Raw genomic sequence first — 15,210 nt, 5'->3', positions numbered from 1 at the left:
GGGGTCTGCAACCCTTCAGCAACCCGGTGCGGCGACGCCCCGGTCCTGGTGATTCGATTTCGATCACGGTGATCGAAATCCGTCCGGCATATCTCACGGTTCACCGGGTGCACCGGCCGCGAAGGCGGAGTCGGCCGGCCGAATGACGCGGTCCGACACGGATCCGACGCGGAGCGGCCGCACGCGACGGTGGATCAGGCGATTCCGGTGACCGGCTCGGGGTTCGTCTCGTCGCGCCAGCGCACGGCCCCCACGACCTCATCCAGGTCGTAGGACGGCCCGCTGACGCCGACCGTGAAGGTCGTGACACCCGCGGACACGAATTCCGCCGCCCGCTCCGCCCCCGGCCATTGCACCGAACGCTCGATACGCGCCTGATCGGTGCCGACAGCCGCGCAGTGATCGGCAAGCACCCTGTTCTTGTGCGCGAGGACATCGAGGTCGGCGAAGGTGTGCCAGATATCGGCGTACCGGGCGACCAAGCGCAGGGTCTTCTTCTCGCCGCCACCGCCGATGAGGATGGGAATCTTCCGCGTCGGCAGCGGATGCAACCGCTTCAGGCGGGTGGTCAGCCGTTCCATATTCTCCTTCAGCAGCGCCAGCCGGGTGCCGGGCGTACCGAAGTCGTAGCCGTACTCGTCGTAGTCGCGCTGGAACCAGCCCGCGCCGAGGCCGAGGATCAGGCGGCCGTCGCTGATGTGGTCGACGGTGCGGGCCATATCGGCGAGCAGATCCGGGTTGCGGTAGCCGCCACCGGTGACCAGCGCGCCTAGCTCCACCCGTTCGGTCTGCTCGGCGAACGCGCCGAGCATGGTCCAGCATTCGAAATGCGCACCGGCCGGATCGCCGCTCAGCGGGAAGAAGTGGTCCCAGTTGAACACGATGTCGACACCCGCGTCCTCGCTGCGCAGAACCGCGTCGCGGATGAGTCCGTACTGTGGCGCGTGCTGGGGTTGCAGCTGAACTCCGATACGAACAGGACGACTCATGTGGTGCTCCTCGTCACTCGGTGGGTTCTCCGATCGAGGCTACCGGTGATCGTCATCGGGCCCGGCGATCGCACGCGGGTGAGGGGCGGCGGACACTCAGCTGCCGATCAGGTCCGGTCGATATGATCGCCGAGGTGAAGGCACTTCCCGACACCTCGGTGACCGTGGCACCCGATCTGGATTCGGTGACGACGGTCGGCCACGAGGACGACCCGGCCGAGGCCGGGCTGACCCGCGCCGATATCGAATCACTGTGGGCCTCGGTGCAGTCGTGGTACCGGCTCGGCACGACCCCGGCGATCCAGATCTGCCTGCGTCGCGACGGACATCTCCTTGTGAACCGCACCATCGGACACGGCTGGGGCAACGGCCCGCGCGACGCACCCGACGCGGAGAAGGTGCTCGCGACCCCCGATACCCCGTTCTGCGGCTTCTCGACGGCCAAGGGCGTGGCAGCCACGGTGATGTTCATGCTGATCGAACAGGGCGCGTTCCGTCTGGAAGATCCTGTGGCCGAATATATTCCGGAATTCGCGGCCAACGGCAAGTCGGCGATAACGATCGGCCATGTGCTGTCGCATGCCGCGGGCGTTCCGTTCGTCACCAAACCCCATCGAGGTTTCCAGCTGATCGTCGACGAGGAACTCGCCGTACGCGGACTGGCCGATCTCGTCCCCAGTTGGCCGCCCGGCCGTTTCCGCGTCTATCACGCGCTGACCAGCGGACTCATCCAGCGCCTGCTGGTGCAGCGGGCCACCGGCAAACGAATGCGCGAACACCTGCGCGAACGAGTGCTCGCCCCCTTGGGTTTCCGCTGGACCAATTTCGGCGTCGACCCCGCCGATGTCGACAAGGTGGTGCCCGGCGTCAAAACCGGTCCCGATCCCTCCCGGCTGTCGATGTTCGTTGCGCGCAAGGCACTCGGCGGCGGCATGGGCAGGGAGTCGCGATCCGACGCCTCGACCGCCTCGTTCCTCACCGCCGAACTTCCTTCCGGAAATCTCGTCACCACCGCGTACGAACTCTCACGCTTCTACGAGATCCTTTCCCGTGGAGGCGAACTCGACGGTGTCCGGATCATCGAGCCCGAAACCCTGCGCGCCGCCGTCGCCCCCGCGCCGTGGCTGCCCGGCGTCGCGGGCAGAGTCAGCCGCGCGGGTTTCGAATTGGGCGGCCGCAGATCGAAATTCGGCCGCGACACGCAGACCCATTTCGGCCGCAGCGGCCTGACCACCCAGTACGGCTGGGCCGATCCGGACCGCGGCCTCGCGGGCGCGATCCTCACCAGCGGGAAATCCACCACGGACACCACCCGCCCCTGGCGTCTGGTCGCCCAGATCTCCGACACCATCGGCCGGCTCGCGCCCGCCGATCGCCTGTTCAGGCCGTAGTCATCCGGGAGTGGCCGGCGCCGGTGGCGTCGGCAGGCACAAGCAGGCGCAGGATCATCTCGACCGTGCGCTCGATGGGCCGGTGCCGTGCGATGGCCGGATACGCCACCGTGCGGACCAGCACAGCGCCGAGCAGCATGTCGAATACGTCGTCAGGATCGACCGCGGGGTCGACGGCGCCGGGCGGGGCGGCGCGCAGGATATCGAGGAATTGCGGTCGCGCCGATACCCGCGGAAAGAGCTCGGGCACCGGCAGCCCGCTCGCGGTCTGGCGGTGGGCGAGCAGGCCCGCGGCGGCCGCGCGTGCCACGGGGGTGGTGAACGCCGCGATATACGCGCGGATGAAGCGACGCACATCGCGTCGGAGATCTCCGGTCGGCCGGACCTGGCGCGGGTCGAATCCGGGGAACGCGGCCTCCTCGATCAGCTCGATCCGTGACGGCCAGCGTCGATAGATCGCCGAGGCGTGCACGCCGGACCGATCCGCCACGGCCTGGATGGTCGTCGCCTCGAAACCCTGTTCCACCAGAAGTTCACGTGTCGTCTCGACCGCGCGTTCGTTGATGCTGGTATCCCGTGGGCGGCCGGGGCGGCGGGGCGGTTCGGTCATATGGCGATCGTAGTAGCCGGATCGGAGACATCCGTTCCCTCTTTCGAGGAGGGAGTCTCCTGTATTGATTCAGGAGACGGTCTTCTATAAATCGAAAAGTGTGGCTACAGTGCGAACAGGGATGCGGACCGTATCCGAAAGAAGAAGAGGGTGAAGCCGATGCGCGCTGCGGTATTGCGGAGCGGCCGGGTCGAGACCAGAGGGATCGATGATCCGGTTCCCGGGCCGGGGCAGCTGTTGGTTCGGTCGCTCGCGTGCGGTATCTGCGCGTCGGATCTGCATTTCATGGACCATCCGGAGGCGGGCGCGTACGACGACACCGGGATGGCGACCTACGACCAGGATGTGGACATCGTGATGGGGCACGAGCTCTGCGCCGAGGTCATCGACTACGGCCCCGGCACCGACCGTCGGATTCCGGTGGGGACGCGGGTGAGTTCACTGCCGATTCTCTCCGTCGGCGGGCGCCGCAGGATCATCGGCCAGAATCCGGATTCGCCCGGCGGTTTCGGTGAATACCTGCTGTTGGACGCGGCGATCACCCATGTGGTGAGGTCGGATCTGCCCAGCGAGGTCGTGTGCGTCGCGGACGGGATCTCCGTCGGCTGGTCGGCCGCGGCGCGAGCTCGGGTGACGACGAAGGAGGTGCCGCTGGTCATCGGGTGCGGCGCGATCGCGTTATCGGTGATCGCGAACCTCGCACGCATGGGCGTCGGCCCCATCGTCGCCGTCGATTTCGTGGCATCGCGCCGGGCGACCGCACGTGCCATGGGAGCGCACATGGTGATCGATCCCGCCGAGATCTCTCCCTATCAGGCGTGGCGCGAGATGGCGACGGCGTCCGCCGCATCCATGGGGGAGATGATGGCGGCGACCGGACTTCCCGGTTGCGTGGTGTTCGAATGTGTCGGTCTCCCAGGGGTTCTCGACTCGATCATCAAGGGGTGCGAGCGCAACACCCGCATCTTCTCGGTCGGCGGTCCGCCCGAGGGCGAGCATCTGCACACCATGATCGCCAAACGCAAGGGCTTGAATATCCAATTCGGCGGCGGCCCGTTACCCGTCCACTGGGACGAGGCGTTCGAGGCGGTGTGCTCGGGGGATCTCGACGTGTCGCCGATGCTCGGCCGGACGGTGGGACTCGACGAGGTGCCCGAGGCGCTCGACGCCGCCCGCGACGCGAACGGCCCGGCGCGCATAGTCGTCGTGCCGTGAACCGGTCGGCACGGACGTACCACGGGGAGGCACAGGGATGACCGAGACCGACGAACTGCGCGCCATGGTCGCGACATTGGCCGCCCGGGTGCGCGCCCTGGAGGACCGGGTCGAGATCATGCAACTGGTCGCCCAGTACGGCCCCGCTGTCGACAGCGGTTCGGGCGAGGCCGCAGCGGCGCTGTGGACCGAGGACGGCGTCTTCGATGTGGCCGGACAGCTGCGCATGGAGGGACGCGACGACATTGTCGCCATGGTCGCCGGCGGCCATCAGAGTTTGATCCGCAACGGATGCGGCCACGTGCTGACGGTCCCGCATATCGTCGTCGACGGTGACACCGCGACCGGTCGCGGCTATGCCCTCAATATCCGGTGGGACGCCGAAGCCGACCGATTCTGGGTGGCCAGGGTCTCGGCGAATACCTGGCGGTGGGTGCGGACCTCGGCGGGCTGGCGCATCGCCGAACGAATCAACGCCAACCTCGACGGCACGGCGGCACATCGCGAGATGCTCGCTCCGCCGGACGGTTCGGCGTGACTACCCGGGACCGGGCGCACCGATGCGTCCGGTCGGCGCGCGAACTCCTGACACCGCATTCCACAGGTCGACCCGCGCCGACTCGGCCGCACCCGCTTCCGCCCACCGTGAAAGGACTCCTTCGATGAACCGGACTCTCAGCGACAAGTACGGACCGTGGGGCGTCGTCGCCGGTGGTTCCGACGGTGTCGGCGCGGCGTTCGCCCATGCCATGGCGGCGCGCGGGATGAACGTCGTGCTGGTAGCGCGGCGGATCCCCGTGCTCGAGGCGTTCGCCGACACGGTCCGCGCCCGGCACGGCGTCGAAGTCCGCACGCTCGCACTCGATCTCAGCGCTCCCGCCGCCGTCGCCGAACTCGCGCGGCACACCTCCGATGTGGAGGTCGGTCTGTTCGTCTACAACGCGGGCGGCGACGATCGCAGCGCGGCCTTTCTCGACAAGGACCTCGATACCCACCTGAACCTGGTCAACCGCAACTGCACCGCCGTGCTCGAAGCGGCCTACCGGTTCGGCGCTCCCATGGTCGCGCGGGGACGGGGAGCCATGGTCCTGGTGACCTCGGGCGCGGCGTGGGCGGGCGGGGCCGCTCTCGCCGCCTACGGGGCCACCAAGGCATTCGATCTCATTCTGGCCGAAAGCCTGTGGGCCGAATGGCGTGGCAGCGGAGTCGACGTCCTCGGACTCGTCCTCGGTAGAACCGACACCCCGTCGATGCACCGGGTCCTCGATGCCAGCGGCGAGCCGCTCGGCGAGCTCGCCGACCCCGATGACGTCGCCGCGGTCGCGCTGGACCACCTCTCGGACGGGCCCACCTGGATCTGGGGCGCGAACCCGACAGGCGGTTCGCCGCTGGGCGCGATGAACCGCCGCGACGCCGTCCTGGCCATGAGCCGAGGCGCGTCGCAAGCCTGACCACCGAGTCGGCCGACTCCACGCTATCGCGACGCGCGCATCCGTTAGGATCGCCGACCAGCCCTGTACTCGGATCGTCCGGCACGTTCCTGCCGGTGATGGGAAGTGAATTCTTCATGGCAACGGTGACCTTCGACAGCGCCACCCGGCTCTACCCCGGTTCGACCAAACCGGCCGTCGACCAGTTGGATCTGGAAATCAACGACGGTGAATTCCTTGTTCTCGTCGGGCCGTCCGGCTGCGGGAAGTCGACATCGCTTCGTATGCTCGCCGGCCTGGAAGAGGTCAACGGCGGGCGCATCCTGATCGGCGACAGGGATGTGACCGACGCCGAACCCAAGGATCGCGATATCGCGATGGTGTTCCAGAATTACGCGCTCTACCCGCATATGACCGTCGCGGAGAATATGGGGTTCGCGCTCAAACTCGCCAAGGTCGCCAAGGCGGAGAAGCAGCAACGAGTACTGGAGGCGGCGAAGCTGCTGGATCTGGAGCCCTATCTGGACCGCAAGCCGAAGGCGCTGTCCGGCGGTCAGCGCCAGCGCGTGGCGATGGGCCGGGCGATCGTGCGCCAGCCGCACGTATTCCTCATGGACGAACCGCTGTCGAATCTGGATGCCAAATTGCGTGTGCAGACCCGCACCCAGATCGCGCAGTTGCAGCGCCGCCTCGGCACCACCACCGTCTACGTCACCCACGACCAGGTCGAGGCGATGACCATGGGCGATCGCGTCGCCGTGCTCAAGGACGGGCTGCTGCAGCAGTGCGCGAGCCCACGCGAGTTGTATCGCGATCCCGCCAACGCCTTCGTCGCCGGATTCATGGGTTCGCCCGCGATGAACATGTTCACGATGCCGGTGCACAACGGCAGCGTGACGCTGGGCGGGTACACGCTGCCGGTGCCGCGTTCGGTGGCCGATATCTGTGAGGGTTCGGTCGTCGTCGGCATCCGCCCCGAACATTTCGAATTCGGCGGCGGGGATGCCGAGGGGATCGAGATGGAGGTCGACGTGGTGGAGGAGCTGGGCTCGGACGCCTACATCTACGGCCGCACCGTCGCCGCGGGTCAGCTCAACGGCGCGGGCGAAACCATTGTGGCGCGGGCGGATTGGCGCAACCCGCCGACCAAGGGCGCGCGGATGCACCTGGCGACCGTCGCGGAGCACATCTACTTCTTCTCCGCTTCCGACGGCAGCCGGTTGAACTGACCCGTCGTGGGTGCGGGAGGCGCGGTGCGGCCTCCCGCACCGTGTCGCGTGGACGGGTCACGCGTCATCGCGAGCGCCCCGCATCGCACGCACATACTCCTCGTTGAGGCGCACCCCCAATTCTTCCAGCGCGATCTCCTTACCCGTCGCGCTGCGCACCTCCACCCGCACCGGAGCGCCCGTCGCTTCCTCCACCAGCAGCAGCGGGGCGGGCCCGGGTTGCAGGTAGGCGTCACCCCATTGCATCAGCGCGAGTAACGCGGGTAGCAGGTCGCGGCCCATCTGGGTGAGCACGTATTCGTGCCTGGTCCGCTTGCCCTCTTCCTGATACGGCCGCTTGGCGAGCAGGCCGGCGTCGGTGAGTTTGCGCAGCTGCGCACTCGCCGCGGCGTCGGTGATGCCGACGCGGGAGGCGAAGCCGTCGAAGCGGCGGGTGCCGTAATAGGCCTCGCGCAGGATCAGGATCGCGGAGCGGGTGCCGATCAGGTCCATCGCCTTCGCGATGGAGCACGCCTCGGGTTTCCACGAACTCAGATCGGCCAACGGTCCTTCCATCACGGCTGCCATGACGCACATCATAGCAAACTCTGGCTTGAGTCGACTATATCTAGGTGTTACCTTAGCTATAGGACAATAGAGTCAGGTAGAGCAGCCGGACTCGCCCTCCGAGAGGAAGCACCATGAGAGACGCGGTGATCGTCGAGGCGGTACGCACCCCGATCGGCAGAGGTAAGCCGAACGGCGCGCTGCACGATGTGCACGCCGTCGACCTGCTCGCGCACAGCCTGCGCGAAGTGGTCGACCGCACCGGCATCGATCCCGCCCTCATCGACGACGTGATCGGTGGCATCGTCACCCAGGTCGGCGAACAGGGCGCCAATATGACCCGCCGCGCGGCACTGGCCGCGGGCTATCCGGAATCGGTACCCGCCACCACGGTGGACCGCCAGTGCGGCAGTTCCCAGCAGGCCATCCACTTCGCCGCGCAGGGCGTCATCTCCGGCGCCTACGACATCGTGGTCGCGGCGGGCGTGGAGTCGATGGGCCGAATTCCGATGGGCGCGAGCATGATCGGCGGTGGTGACTTCTCCGGCGTGGCCTTCGCCGACCGCTACCCGGAGGGACTGGTGTCGCAGGGCATCAGCGCCGAATTGATCGCGGCCCGTTGGGGTCTTACCCGCACGCGGCTGGACGAATTCGCCCTCGCCAGCCACGAGAAGGCGGCCCTGGCGACGAAGAACGGCGCTTTCGCCCGCGAACTCGCCCCGATCGCGGGACTGGAAACCGACGAGGGCATTCGGGTGGGCAGCACCCTGGAAACCCTCGGCAAGCTGCGCCCGGCCTACTACGACGAGGCGATGGCAGCCCGCTTCCCCGAAATCGGCTGGCGGATCACCGCGGCGAGCGCGAGCCAGGTGAGCGACGGCAGCGCCGCCGTGCTGATCATGACCAGCGAACGAGCCGGCGAACTCGGCCTGAAGCCGCTGGCCAGGCTGCACAGCTTCGCGGTGGCTGGCGACGATCCGCTGCTGATGCTGACCGCCGTCATCCCAGCGACCAGGAAGGTGTTGCGGCGCGCCGGACTCCAACTTTCCGATATCGACCTCGTGGAGATCAACGAGGCGTTTTCCCCCGTGGTCCTGGCCTGGGCACAGGACACCGGCGCTGATCTCTCACGGGTCAATGTGAACGGCGGCGCCATCGCCATCGGCCACCCGCTCGGCGCGTCGGGCGCACGGCTGATGACCACGCTGGTCCACGCCATGCGCGAGCGCGGCGCGCGCTACGGCCTGCAAACCATGTGTGAGGCGGGCGGTCTCGCCAACGCCACCATCATCGAGCGACTATGAGAACACGGTGGTACCCGTCTTCCGAGGCGGGTACCACCGTCATATCGAGACCACCACCAGCGCCACCAGCAATCCGGCCAGCCACGATTCGACCAGCAACGGCACCGCGACGATCGGTGCCCACCCGATCGGACGACGCGCCCGGACCCGTGCCAGCACCCGCTCGACGGCCACCACCGCCGAGAACACGACCCCCGACCACGCGACCACGTAGGCGAGTGGCAGATATCGAGCGCTCCCGCCCGGCGCCCGCTCGACCGCGTCGTACACGGGTATGGCGGCCAGAATCAGTCCGCCGACAACGAATGCCAGCGCCGAAGCCGTTGCCACCCTGACGATATCGCTCAGTCCACCCCGCCGATCCGACCGCATACCCCAGCATGACAACCGAGGCGGTCGCGCACCGCCGATCCGGACTTTCCCGGCCGCCGTAGGCTGAGAGCCGATGAGCGACACCGAGCCCGTTGTCTACGCGATACCGCTGCGCACGCGTTTCCGTGGCATCACCGTGCGGGAGGGGATGTTGATCCCCGGCCCGCTCGGCTGGGGAGAGTTCTGCCCGTTCCCCGAATACGACGACAGGGAGTCCGCGGGCTGGCTGGCGACCGCGATGGAACAGGTCGGCGACGGATGGCCGGAACCGGTGCGCGACCGGATCCCGATCAACTGCACGGTGCCGGCCGTAGACGCGCGGCGCGCGCACGAGATCGTCACGAACTCCGGGTGTCGCACCGCCAAGGTGAAGGTCGCCGATCACCCGGATTCACTCTCGGAGGATCTGGACAGGGTCGAAGCGGTCCGCGACGCGCTTGGACCGGACGGCGCGCTGCGGGTCGATGCCAACGCGGTCTGGGATGTCGCCACCGCCATCGCGAATATCACCAGGATCGACCGTGCGGCAGGCGGTCTGGAATACGTCGAGCAGCCCTGCCGGACCATCGAGGAATTGGCCGAGGTACGCCGCAAGGTGAATGTGCGCATCGCCGCCGACGAGTCGATCCGGCGCGCGGAGGATCCGCTGCGGGTAGCGGTCGCGGGCGCGGCCGATATCGCGGTACTCAAATGCACACCCCTCGGCGGTGTCCGGCGAGCACTGCGGGTCGCCGAGGCCGCGGGACTGCCCTGTGTCGTCTCCTCCGCCTTGGAGACCAGCGTCGGGCTGAGCGCCCAACTCGCGCTGGCGGGGGCGCTGCCCGAACTCGACTTCGCGTGCGGACTCGGCACGATCTCGCTGTTCGACGGGGATGTGGTCGCCGAATCGCTGCGTCCGGTCGACGGGTTCCTGTCCGTGCCGAGGACGCCGCCGTCACCGGATCCGGCACTGCTGCGACGGTTCCGGCATCCGGATCAAGAGCGGGTCAGGTGGTGGCGCGACCGTTTCGAGCGGGTTCGGGCATTGCTCGACACATTGTGACGTGGCGATTCGCCCACGAGACGGTCAACAGAAGCGGGCCCCGCAGCCGAGCAGCGACGTCCTGAGTACGAGCGCGGCCTCGGGACCGATCACACCGTCGACCAATTCCACGTAGCGCGTACAGAATTCGGGGCCGTGCGGCGCGACGGTCGCGGTCGCGGTGGCGGGTTCCAGGTGATGCGCGAGTTCGTGCAGCACGACCAGTTCACGTAACGCCCACGCGGTCCCGCCGGTATGCAGGGGCACCGCCAAGACCGCGTCGGCGACCTCGTAGTGCGCGGCGGCCGCTCCGGCACGCGACCGCACCCGCAGGGGGACCGAGGCTCTATCCCATTGCGCCCGTACCCAATTGAGCGCGAGCACCTTGTCAGCATAGACCTGAACCGATGCCACCGAGGCGAAACGGCGTTCGATCGGCAGCGTGATCCGCGAACCGTACAGTTCCACCGTGCGACTGCCCGCTCGGTCGGCGCGATCGAACATCCCGCGCACCAACCGCTCGGCGTCGTAGACCTTGGCGCGCTGGATGTCTCGCACGCTCACGGTCGGTGGCCCCGCGCCCGGTGCGGCACGCCGCGATCCTCGACCGCACCCGCCCGCATCGGTCGCACCGACACCAGACGGCGGCACGCGGTCCGCAGCGGACTCATCCCTGGCCGCCCTCGGTCAACTGTCCACGGGCAGCGCCCAGTTCCGGCGACGCGCCGAGCCGCGCGGCCTTACCCGCCCGATCACCGGCCTGTCGCGCGGCCGCGGAATGCCCCGCCGACGCCTGGGGCCCACGCCACGTACCGCGCGCCTCGGAGGTGCTGGCGTAGAAGTCGGTGAGCTCGAGTTCCTTGTCACGCAGGGCCAGTGCCGTCCCTGTCGCCGTCTCCGAGGTGACCGCCTCGGCCTCGACCTCCGATTTCACCTCGGCGAGTCGGCGTCCGACGCGCGCGGCGAAGGCCATCTGGAAATTCAGCCGGGCTGTCACCGCCGCCACCGGCGCCTGCACCCGCCGCCGCACCCGTCGTCCCCACTTCTTCTCGATGACGATCTTGTCCACCGTGGCCGAGCGGTACTGCCCGGATTTGATGTAGTGATCCGACGCGCGCACCATCTGCACAAGCAGACTGGCGTAGAGCGCCTCGCAGGTATCGATATCGGAATCGAAGCCGAAGGCGTAGACCTGGGTCGAGGTGCGCGCGACATCGCAGCGCACATCGTTGGCCGACGCTATCGCCACGAACAACTGCACGTAGGTGCGCAACCCCTTCTTACCGGGCTCGCCGATCGGAATGATCCGCTGGGTGGGCGTCGACCTGCGTTCCCGCCCGGCCACATGCGCGCGAGCCACCGCGATATCGATGGAGGAACGGGTCGCCAGCCGCTGTGCCGCGGCGAGGAAGGCTTCGGCCTCGTGTTCGTTATCGGTGGATTCGGCCTTGCGCAGCAACCCGCCGATCCGCGTGAGCATCCGGTCGGAACCCGTGTTCGGCGCAGTCATCGCCCCTCAGGGTAATCGTCGCGACAGCGCACAGTGCCCGGCCCGGTGCGGGTATGTCTCACCACAGAAACGATGGAGTAATCGGGCACGCCAGGTGAACACGATGTATCTTGCGTTGTGCACCGCCAGGGTGTGCCGCTGCTCACGTCGTAACCAATGGAGTGTGTCCTCGATGGCTTTGAAGAGGGTGTCGTCCCTACGTTCGTCGCTCGTACCGCGGGCCGCGCTGGCGGCCGTGTCGGTGGCGCTGCTGACGGCGACGTTCACCAGTTCATGCTCCAGCGACAGCGGCGGCAATCCCACCGGCCAGAACCTCACCGGACGTGGCCCGATCACCTACGTCGAGGGTAAGGACACCACCGAGACGGGCGCGGTCAAGCAGCTCATCGAGCGCTGGAACGCCTCACATCCCGACGAGCAGGTGACATTCAAAGAGCAGTCCAACGACGCCTCGCAGCAGTACGACGACCTGGTCGAGCACATGCGCTCCAAGCAGTCCGGTTACGACGTGGTGGCGCTCGATGTGCCGTGGACCGCCGAATTCGCCGCCAAGGGCTGGATCCAGCCGCTGAAGGATTCCTTCGCGATCGACACCTCGACGCTGCTCTCGCCCCCGGTCGCCAGCGCCACCTACAACAACACCCTCTACGCCGCACCGCGCAATACCAACGGCGGCCTGCTGTTCTACCGCAAGGATCTGGTCCCGAACCCGCCCAAGACGTGGGCGGAGATGCTCGGCCAGTGCCAGATCGCCAAGGACAACAACATCGGCTGCTACGCGGGCCAGTTCGCGCCCTACGAGGGTCTGACGGTGAACACCTCCGAGGTCATCAACGCCTTCGGTGGCACCTTCGTCGGTCCCGACGGCAAAACCCCCACGGTGAACAGCCCACAGGCCAAGGCGGGGCTGAGCACCCTGGTGAACGCCTTCAAGAACGGTGATATCCCGCCGGAGGCCATCACCTTCAAGGAGCCCGAATCCAGCAATGCCTTCGCGACGGGGCAGCTGATGTTCCTGCGCTCCTGGCCGTCCACCTTCGGTGACGTCGGCGCCGAATCCTCCTCGGTGAAGGATAAGTTCGGCGTCGCGCCGCTGCCGGGCGAGAACGGTGTCGGCGCCTCGACCCTCGGTGGTTACAACGCCGCCATCAGCGCGTTCTCCAAGAACAAGGCCACCGCGCTCGACTTCCTCCGCTTCCTCATCAGCGAGGACGCTCAGCACATCATCGCCTCTGGCGCCCTGCCCTCGGTGCGCGCATCGATGTACGACGATCCGGCGCTGATCGCGAAGATGCCCTACCTGCCCGCGCTCAAGGATTCGATCGCCAGCGCGGTACCGCGCCCGGTGACGCCGTTCTACCCGGCGGTGTCGAAGGCCATCCAGGACAACGCATATGCTGCGCTGAAGGGAAACAAGTCCGTCGACGAGGCGATCGCCGGTATGCAAAAGGGCATCGAGACGGCCGGATCGTAAGCGGTGCGCACAGCAGCGGACCCGACCAGCCCGTAGGAGTGAGATAACGGTGTCGGATCCTTCGGGAACGGCTACACGCGTGCCGAACGACGAATTCCTTCCGCGTAAACGCGGTTTCGGTGAACGCATAGCGCTGGAATTACGCAAATCCGGTAAAGCCTGGTTACTGGTCGCCCCGGTACTGATCGCACTCGTGGTCGTCATCGGATATCCGGTGGCGAGGGCGCTGTGGATGTCCTTCCAGAAGGACCAGGGCCTCGACCCCGCCACCGGCATGTTCGTCGAAGGCGGCGGCGCCGGCTTCTCGAACTACACGCACTGGCTGCTGCAGCAGTGCCAGGCGAGCGGGGAAACGGTCTCCTGCCCTACGGGCACCCTCGGCTCGCAGTTCTGGATGGCGATCGGGGTCACGCTGTTCTTCACCGTGGCCACGGTCGCGCTGGAAGCGGGCATCGGTCTCGGCATGGCCATGGTGATGGGCAAAACCTTCCGCGGCCGGGCGCTGTTGCGCGCGGCGGTGCTGATCCCATGGGCGATTCCGACCGCGGTCACGGCGCGGCTGTGGGAGTTCATGTTCCAGTACGACGGTGTGGTCAACCGGGTGCTCGGCACCCACATCCTGTGGACCTCGGATGAATGGCCCTCCCGGTTCGCGGTCATCGTCGCCGACGTGTGGAAGACGACGCCGTTCATGGCGCTGCTGCTGCTCGCCGGTCTGCAGGTGATCCCCGCCGACGTCTACGAGGCCGCCAAGGTCGACGGCGCCAGCGCCTGGCAGCGGTTCACCCAGATCACGCTGCCGCTGCTCAAACCGGCACTGCTCGTCGCGGTGCTGTTCCGCACCATGGACGCGCTGCGCATGTACGACCTGCCCGCCATCATGACGCTGGGCAACCCCTCGACCCGCACGGTATCGATCCTGGTCGTCGATCAGGTGCGCCAAGGACCCAACAGCGCCGCCGCGCTGTCCACCCTCACCTTCCTGCTGATCTTCGCGATCGCGTTCGTCCTGGTGAAGGTGCTCGGCGCCAACGCGGTTCGCACCCAGGAAGACCAGCGGAGGGCGGGATGAGCCACACTCTCGCAGCGGTCGTCCCGCCCGACCGGGTGCGGGTGTCCCTCAAGACATCGGAGGCGCACTGATGGCGACCATGACCAAGACCGCCTCGGCCCGACCGGTTCCGTGGACCAAGAAACTCGGCACCGTGCGCCTGTACCTCGGCGTACTGATCGTGCTGGTGTGGGGACTCGCCCCGTTCTACTGGATGGCCGTCACCGCGTTCCGCGACCCCGACTACACCTTCGACAACACCCCGTGGCCGACGCACGTCACGCTGGAGAATTTCCGCAACGCGTTCGACACCAGCCGCGGCAACGACTTCGGCAAAGCACTGGTCAACAGCCTCATCATCGGCTCGATCACGACCGCGATCGCCCTGGTGATCGGCATCTTCGCCGCCTACGCGCTGGCACGACTCACCTTCAAAGGAAGCTACGCGGTCTCGGGACTGATCCTGAGCGCGTCGATGTTCCCGGTGGTCGTCCTGGTCACCCCGCTGTTCCAGCTGTTCACCAACCTGGGCTGGATCGGCGAATACCAGGCGATGATCATCCCGAACATCTCGTTCGTGCTGCCGATGACCGTCTACATCCTCGCCTCGTTCTTCGCCGAACTGCCGTGGGAACTGGAAGAAGCGGCCCGCATCGACGGCGCGAGCAAAGCGCAGGCATTCCGGCTGGTGATGCTGCCGCTGGCCGCGCCCGCGGTCTTCACCACCGCGATCCTCGCGTTCATCGCCGCGGTCAACGAATACCTGCTGGCCCGGCTGCTCTCCAGCAGCAGCACCGAACCGGTGACCGTCGCCATCGCGCGATTCTCCGGTAACAACCCACTGGTCCAGCCCTACGCGGCCATCATGGCGGCGGGCACCATCGTCACCATCCCCCTCGTCATCATGGTGCTCATCTTCCAGCGCCGCATCATCTCCGGCCTCACCGCGGGCGGCGTCAAGAGCTGAGATTTCTGCGGCCCGGGGGCCGCGGGTTCGCGGCCCCCATTGTCTCGCGTCCGAGTGGTCGAGACTCGCGCCTTCGGCGCATGCGCTTCGACCACTCGGAC

General features: G+C 67.3%; 16 protein-coding genes. 10 read left to right on the top strand and 6 right to left on the bottom strand.

Going from position 1 to position 15,210, the window contains the following annotated elements:
- Positions 1-194: 194 nt before the first annotated feature.
- Positions 195-989 (bottom strand): LLM class F420-dependent oxidoreductase, encoded by a 795-nt coding sequence (locus tag ABZS43_RS21715; protein ID WP_355037738.1) that lies wholly within the window; start codon positions 987-989, stop codon positions 195-197.
- 134 nt (positions 990-1,123) lie between these two features.
- Between ABZS43_RS21715 and ABZS43_RS21710 the strand changes: the two genes are divergently transcribed.
- Positions 1,124-2,380 carry a serine hydrolase gene (locus ABZS43_RS21710; protein WP_355037737.1) on the top strand — a complete coding sequence of 419 codons (1,257 nt, stop codon included), beginning with the start codon at positions 1,124-1,126 and terminating at the stop codon, positions 2,378-2,380.
- On the opposite strand, the gene ABZS43_RS21705 is transcribed toward ABZS43_RS21710, so the two are convergent.
- The gene (locus ABZS43_RS21705) at positions 2,370-2,990 is read right to left on the bottom strand and encodes a TetR/AcrR family transcriptional regulator (protein WP_355037736.1); all 621 of its coding nucleotides are present in this window, start codon (positions 2,988-2,990) and stop codon (positions 2,370-2,372) included. The two genes, ABZS43_RS21710 and ABZS43_RS21705, sit on opposite strands and share 11 nt — an antisense overlap.
- 159 nt (positions 2,991-3,149) lie before the next feature.
- Here ABZS43_RS21705 and ABZS43_RS21700 point away from each other — a divergent pair, with 159 nt between their 5' ends.
- The 4 genes from ABZS43_RS21700 to ugpC all read left to right on the top strand — a co-directional run bounded on the left by ABZS43_RS21700 (position 3,150) and on the right by ugpC (position 6,864).
- Complete coding sequence (locus ABZS43_RS21700) at positions 3,150-4,205, top strand: zinc-binding dehydrogenase (protein WP_355037735.1); 1,056 nt, start codon at positions 3,150-3,152, stop codon at positions 4,203-4,205.
- 37 nt (positions 4,206-4,242) lie between these two features.
- Complete coding sequence (locus ABZS43_RS21695) at positions 4,243-4,743, top strand: nuclear transport factor 2 family protein (RefSeq protein WP_355037734.1); 501 nt, start codon at positions 4,243-4,245, stop codon at positions 4,741-4,743.
- Positions 4,744-4,867: 124 nt separating this feature from the next.
- Entirely contained in the window at positions 4,868-5,656 is a 789-nt protein-coding gene (locus ABZS43_RS21690; protein WP_355037733.1) for an SDR family NAD(P)-dependent oxidoreductase, read from the top strand.
- Positions 5,657-5,772: 116 nt separating this feature from the next.
- Positions 5,773-6,864 (top strand): sn-glycerol-3-phosphate ABC transporter ATP-binding protein UgpC, encoded by a 1,092-nt coding sequence (ugpC, locus tag ABZS43_RS21685; protein ID WP_355037732.1) that lies wholly within the window; start codon positions 5,773-5,775, stop codon positions 6,862-6,864.
- A 57-nt stretch (positions 6,865-6,921) separates the two neighbouring features.
- On the opposite strand, the gene ABZS43_RS21680 is transcribed toward ugpC, so the two are convergent.
- Entirely contained in the window at positions 6,922-7,431 is a 510-nt protein-coding gene (locus ABZS43_RS21680; protein ID WP_355037731.1) for a helix-turn-helix domain-containing protein, read from the bottom strand.
- Positions 7,432-7,544: 113 nt separating this feature from the next.
- On the opposite strand from ABZS43_RS21680, the gene ABZS43_RS21675 reads away from it, so the two are divergent.
- On the top strand, positions 7,545-8,714 hold the full coding sequence (locus ABZS43_RS21675) for an acetyl-CoA C-acyltransferase (RefSeq protein ID WP_355037730.1): 1,170 nt from the start codon (positions 7,545-7,547) through the stop codon (positions 8,712-8,714).
- Positions 8,715-8,753: 39 nt separating this feature from the next.
- Here ABZS43_RS21675 and ABZS43_RS21670 read toward each other — a convergent pair whose 3' ends face one another.
- Positions 8,754-9,044: a hypothetical protein gene (locus ABZS43_RS21670; protein WP_355037729.1), complete on the bottom strand. Its 291-nt coding sequence runs from the start codon at positions 9,042-9,044 to the stop codon at positions 8,754-8,756.
- A gap of 115 nt (positions 9,045-9,159) precedes the next feature.
- Here ABZS43_RS21670 and ABZS43_RS21665 point away from each other — a divergent pair, with 115 nt between their 5' ends.
- Positions 9,160-10,128 carry an o-succinylbenzoate synthase gene (locus ABZS43_RS21665; RefSeq protein ID WP_355037728.1) on the top strand — a complete coding sequence of 323 codons (969 nt, stop codon included), beginning with the start codon at positions 9,160-9,162 and terminating at the stop codon, positions 10,126-10,128.
- A 24-nt stretch (positions 10,129-10,152) separates the two neighbouring features.
- On the opposite strand, the gene ABZS43_RS21660 is transcribed toward ABZS43_RS21665, so the two are convergent.
- On the bottom strand, positions 10,153-10,671 hold the full coding sequence (locus ABZS43_RS21660) for a TIGR04338 family metallohydrolase (protein WP_355037727.1): 519 nt from the start codon (positions 10,669-10,671) through the stop codon (positions 10,153-10,155).
- 103 nt (positions 10,672-10,774) lie between these two features.
- Positions 10,775-11,617, bottom strand: a complete 843-nt coding sequence (locus ABZS43_RS21655) for a DUF2786 domain-containing protein (protein WP_355037726.1) — start codon at positions 11,615-11,617, stop codon at positions 10,775-10,777.
- A 172-nt stretch (positions 11,618-11,789) separates the two neighbouring features.
- On the opposite strand from ABZS43_RS21655, the gene ABZS43_RS21650 reads away from it, so the two are divergent.
- From ABZS43_RS21650 to ABZS43_RS21640, 3 genes are all read left to right on the top strand, one after another.
- Positions 11,790-13,091: an ABC transporter substrate-binding protein gene (locus ABZS43_RS21650; RefSeq protein ID WP_355037725.1), complete on the top strand. Its 1,302-nt coding sequence runs from the start codon at positions 11,790-11,792 to the stop codon at positions 13,089-13,091.
- A 127-nt stretch (positions 13,092-13,218) separates the two neighbouring features.
- The gene (locus ABZS43_RS21645) at positions 13,219-14,163 is read left to right on the top strand and encodes a sugar ABC transporter permease (RefSeq protein ID WP_355037868.1); all 945 of its coding nucleotides are present in this window, start codon (positions 13,219-13,221) and stop codon (positions 14,161-14,163) included.
- 79 nt (positions 14,164-14,242) lie between these two features.
- Positions 14,243-15,109 carry a carbohydrate ABC transporter permease gene (locus ABZS43_RS21640; protein WP_355037867.1) on the top strand — a complete coding sequence of 289 codons (867 nt, stop codon included), beginning with the start codon at positions 14,243-14,245 and terminating at the stop codon, positions 15,107-15,109.
- Positions 15,110-15,210: the final 101 nt, after the last annotated feature.

The organism is Nocardia sp. NPDC005366 (assembly GCF_040606855.1).
In the GTDB taxonomy this organism is placed as follows: Bacteria; Actinomycetota; Actinomycetes; order Mycobacteriales; family Mycobacteriaceae; genus Nocardia.
Note: the sequence above shows the minus strand (reverse complement) of the source record. Positions and strands in the feature narration are given on the sequence as shown.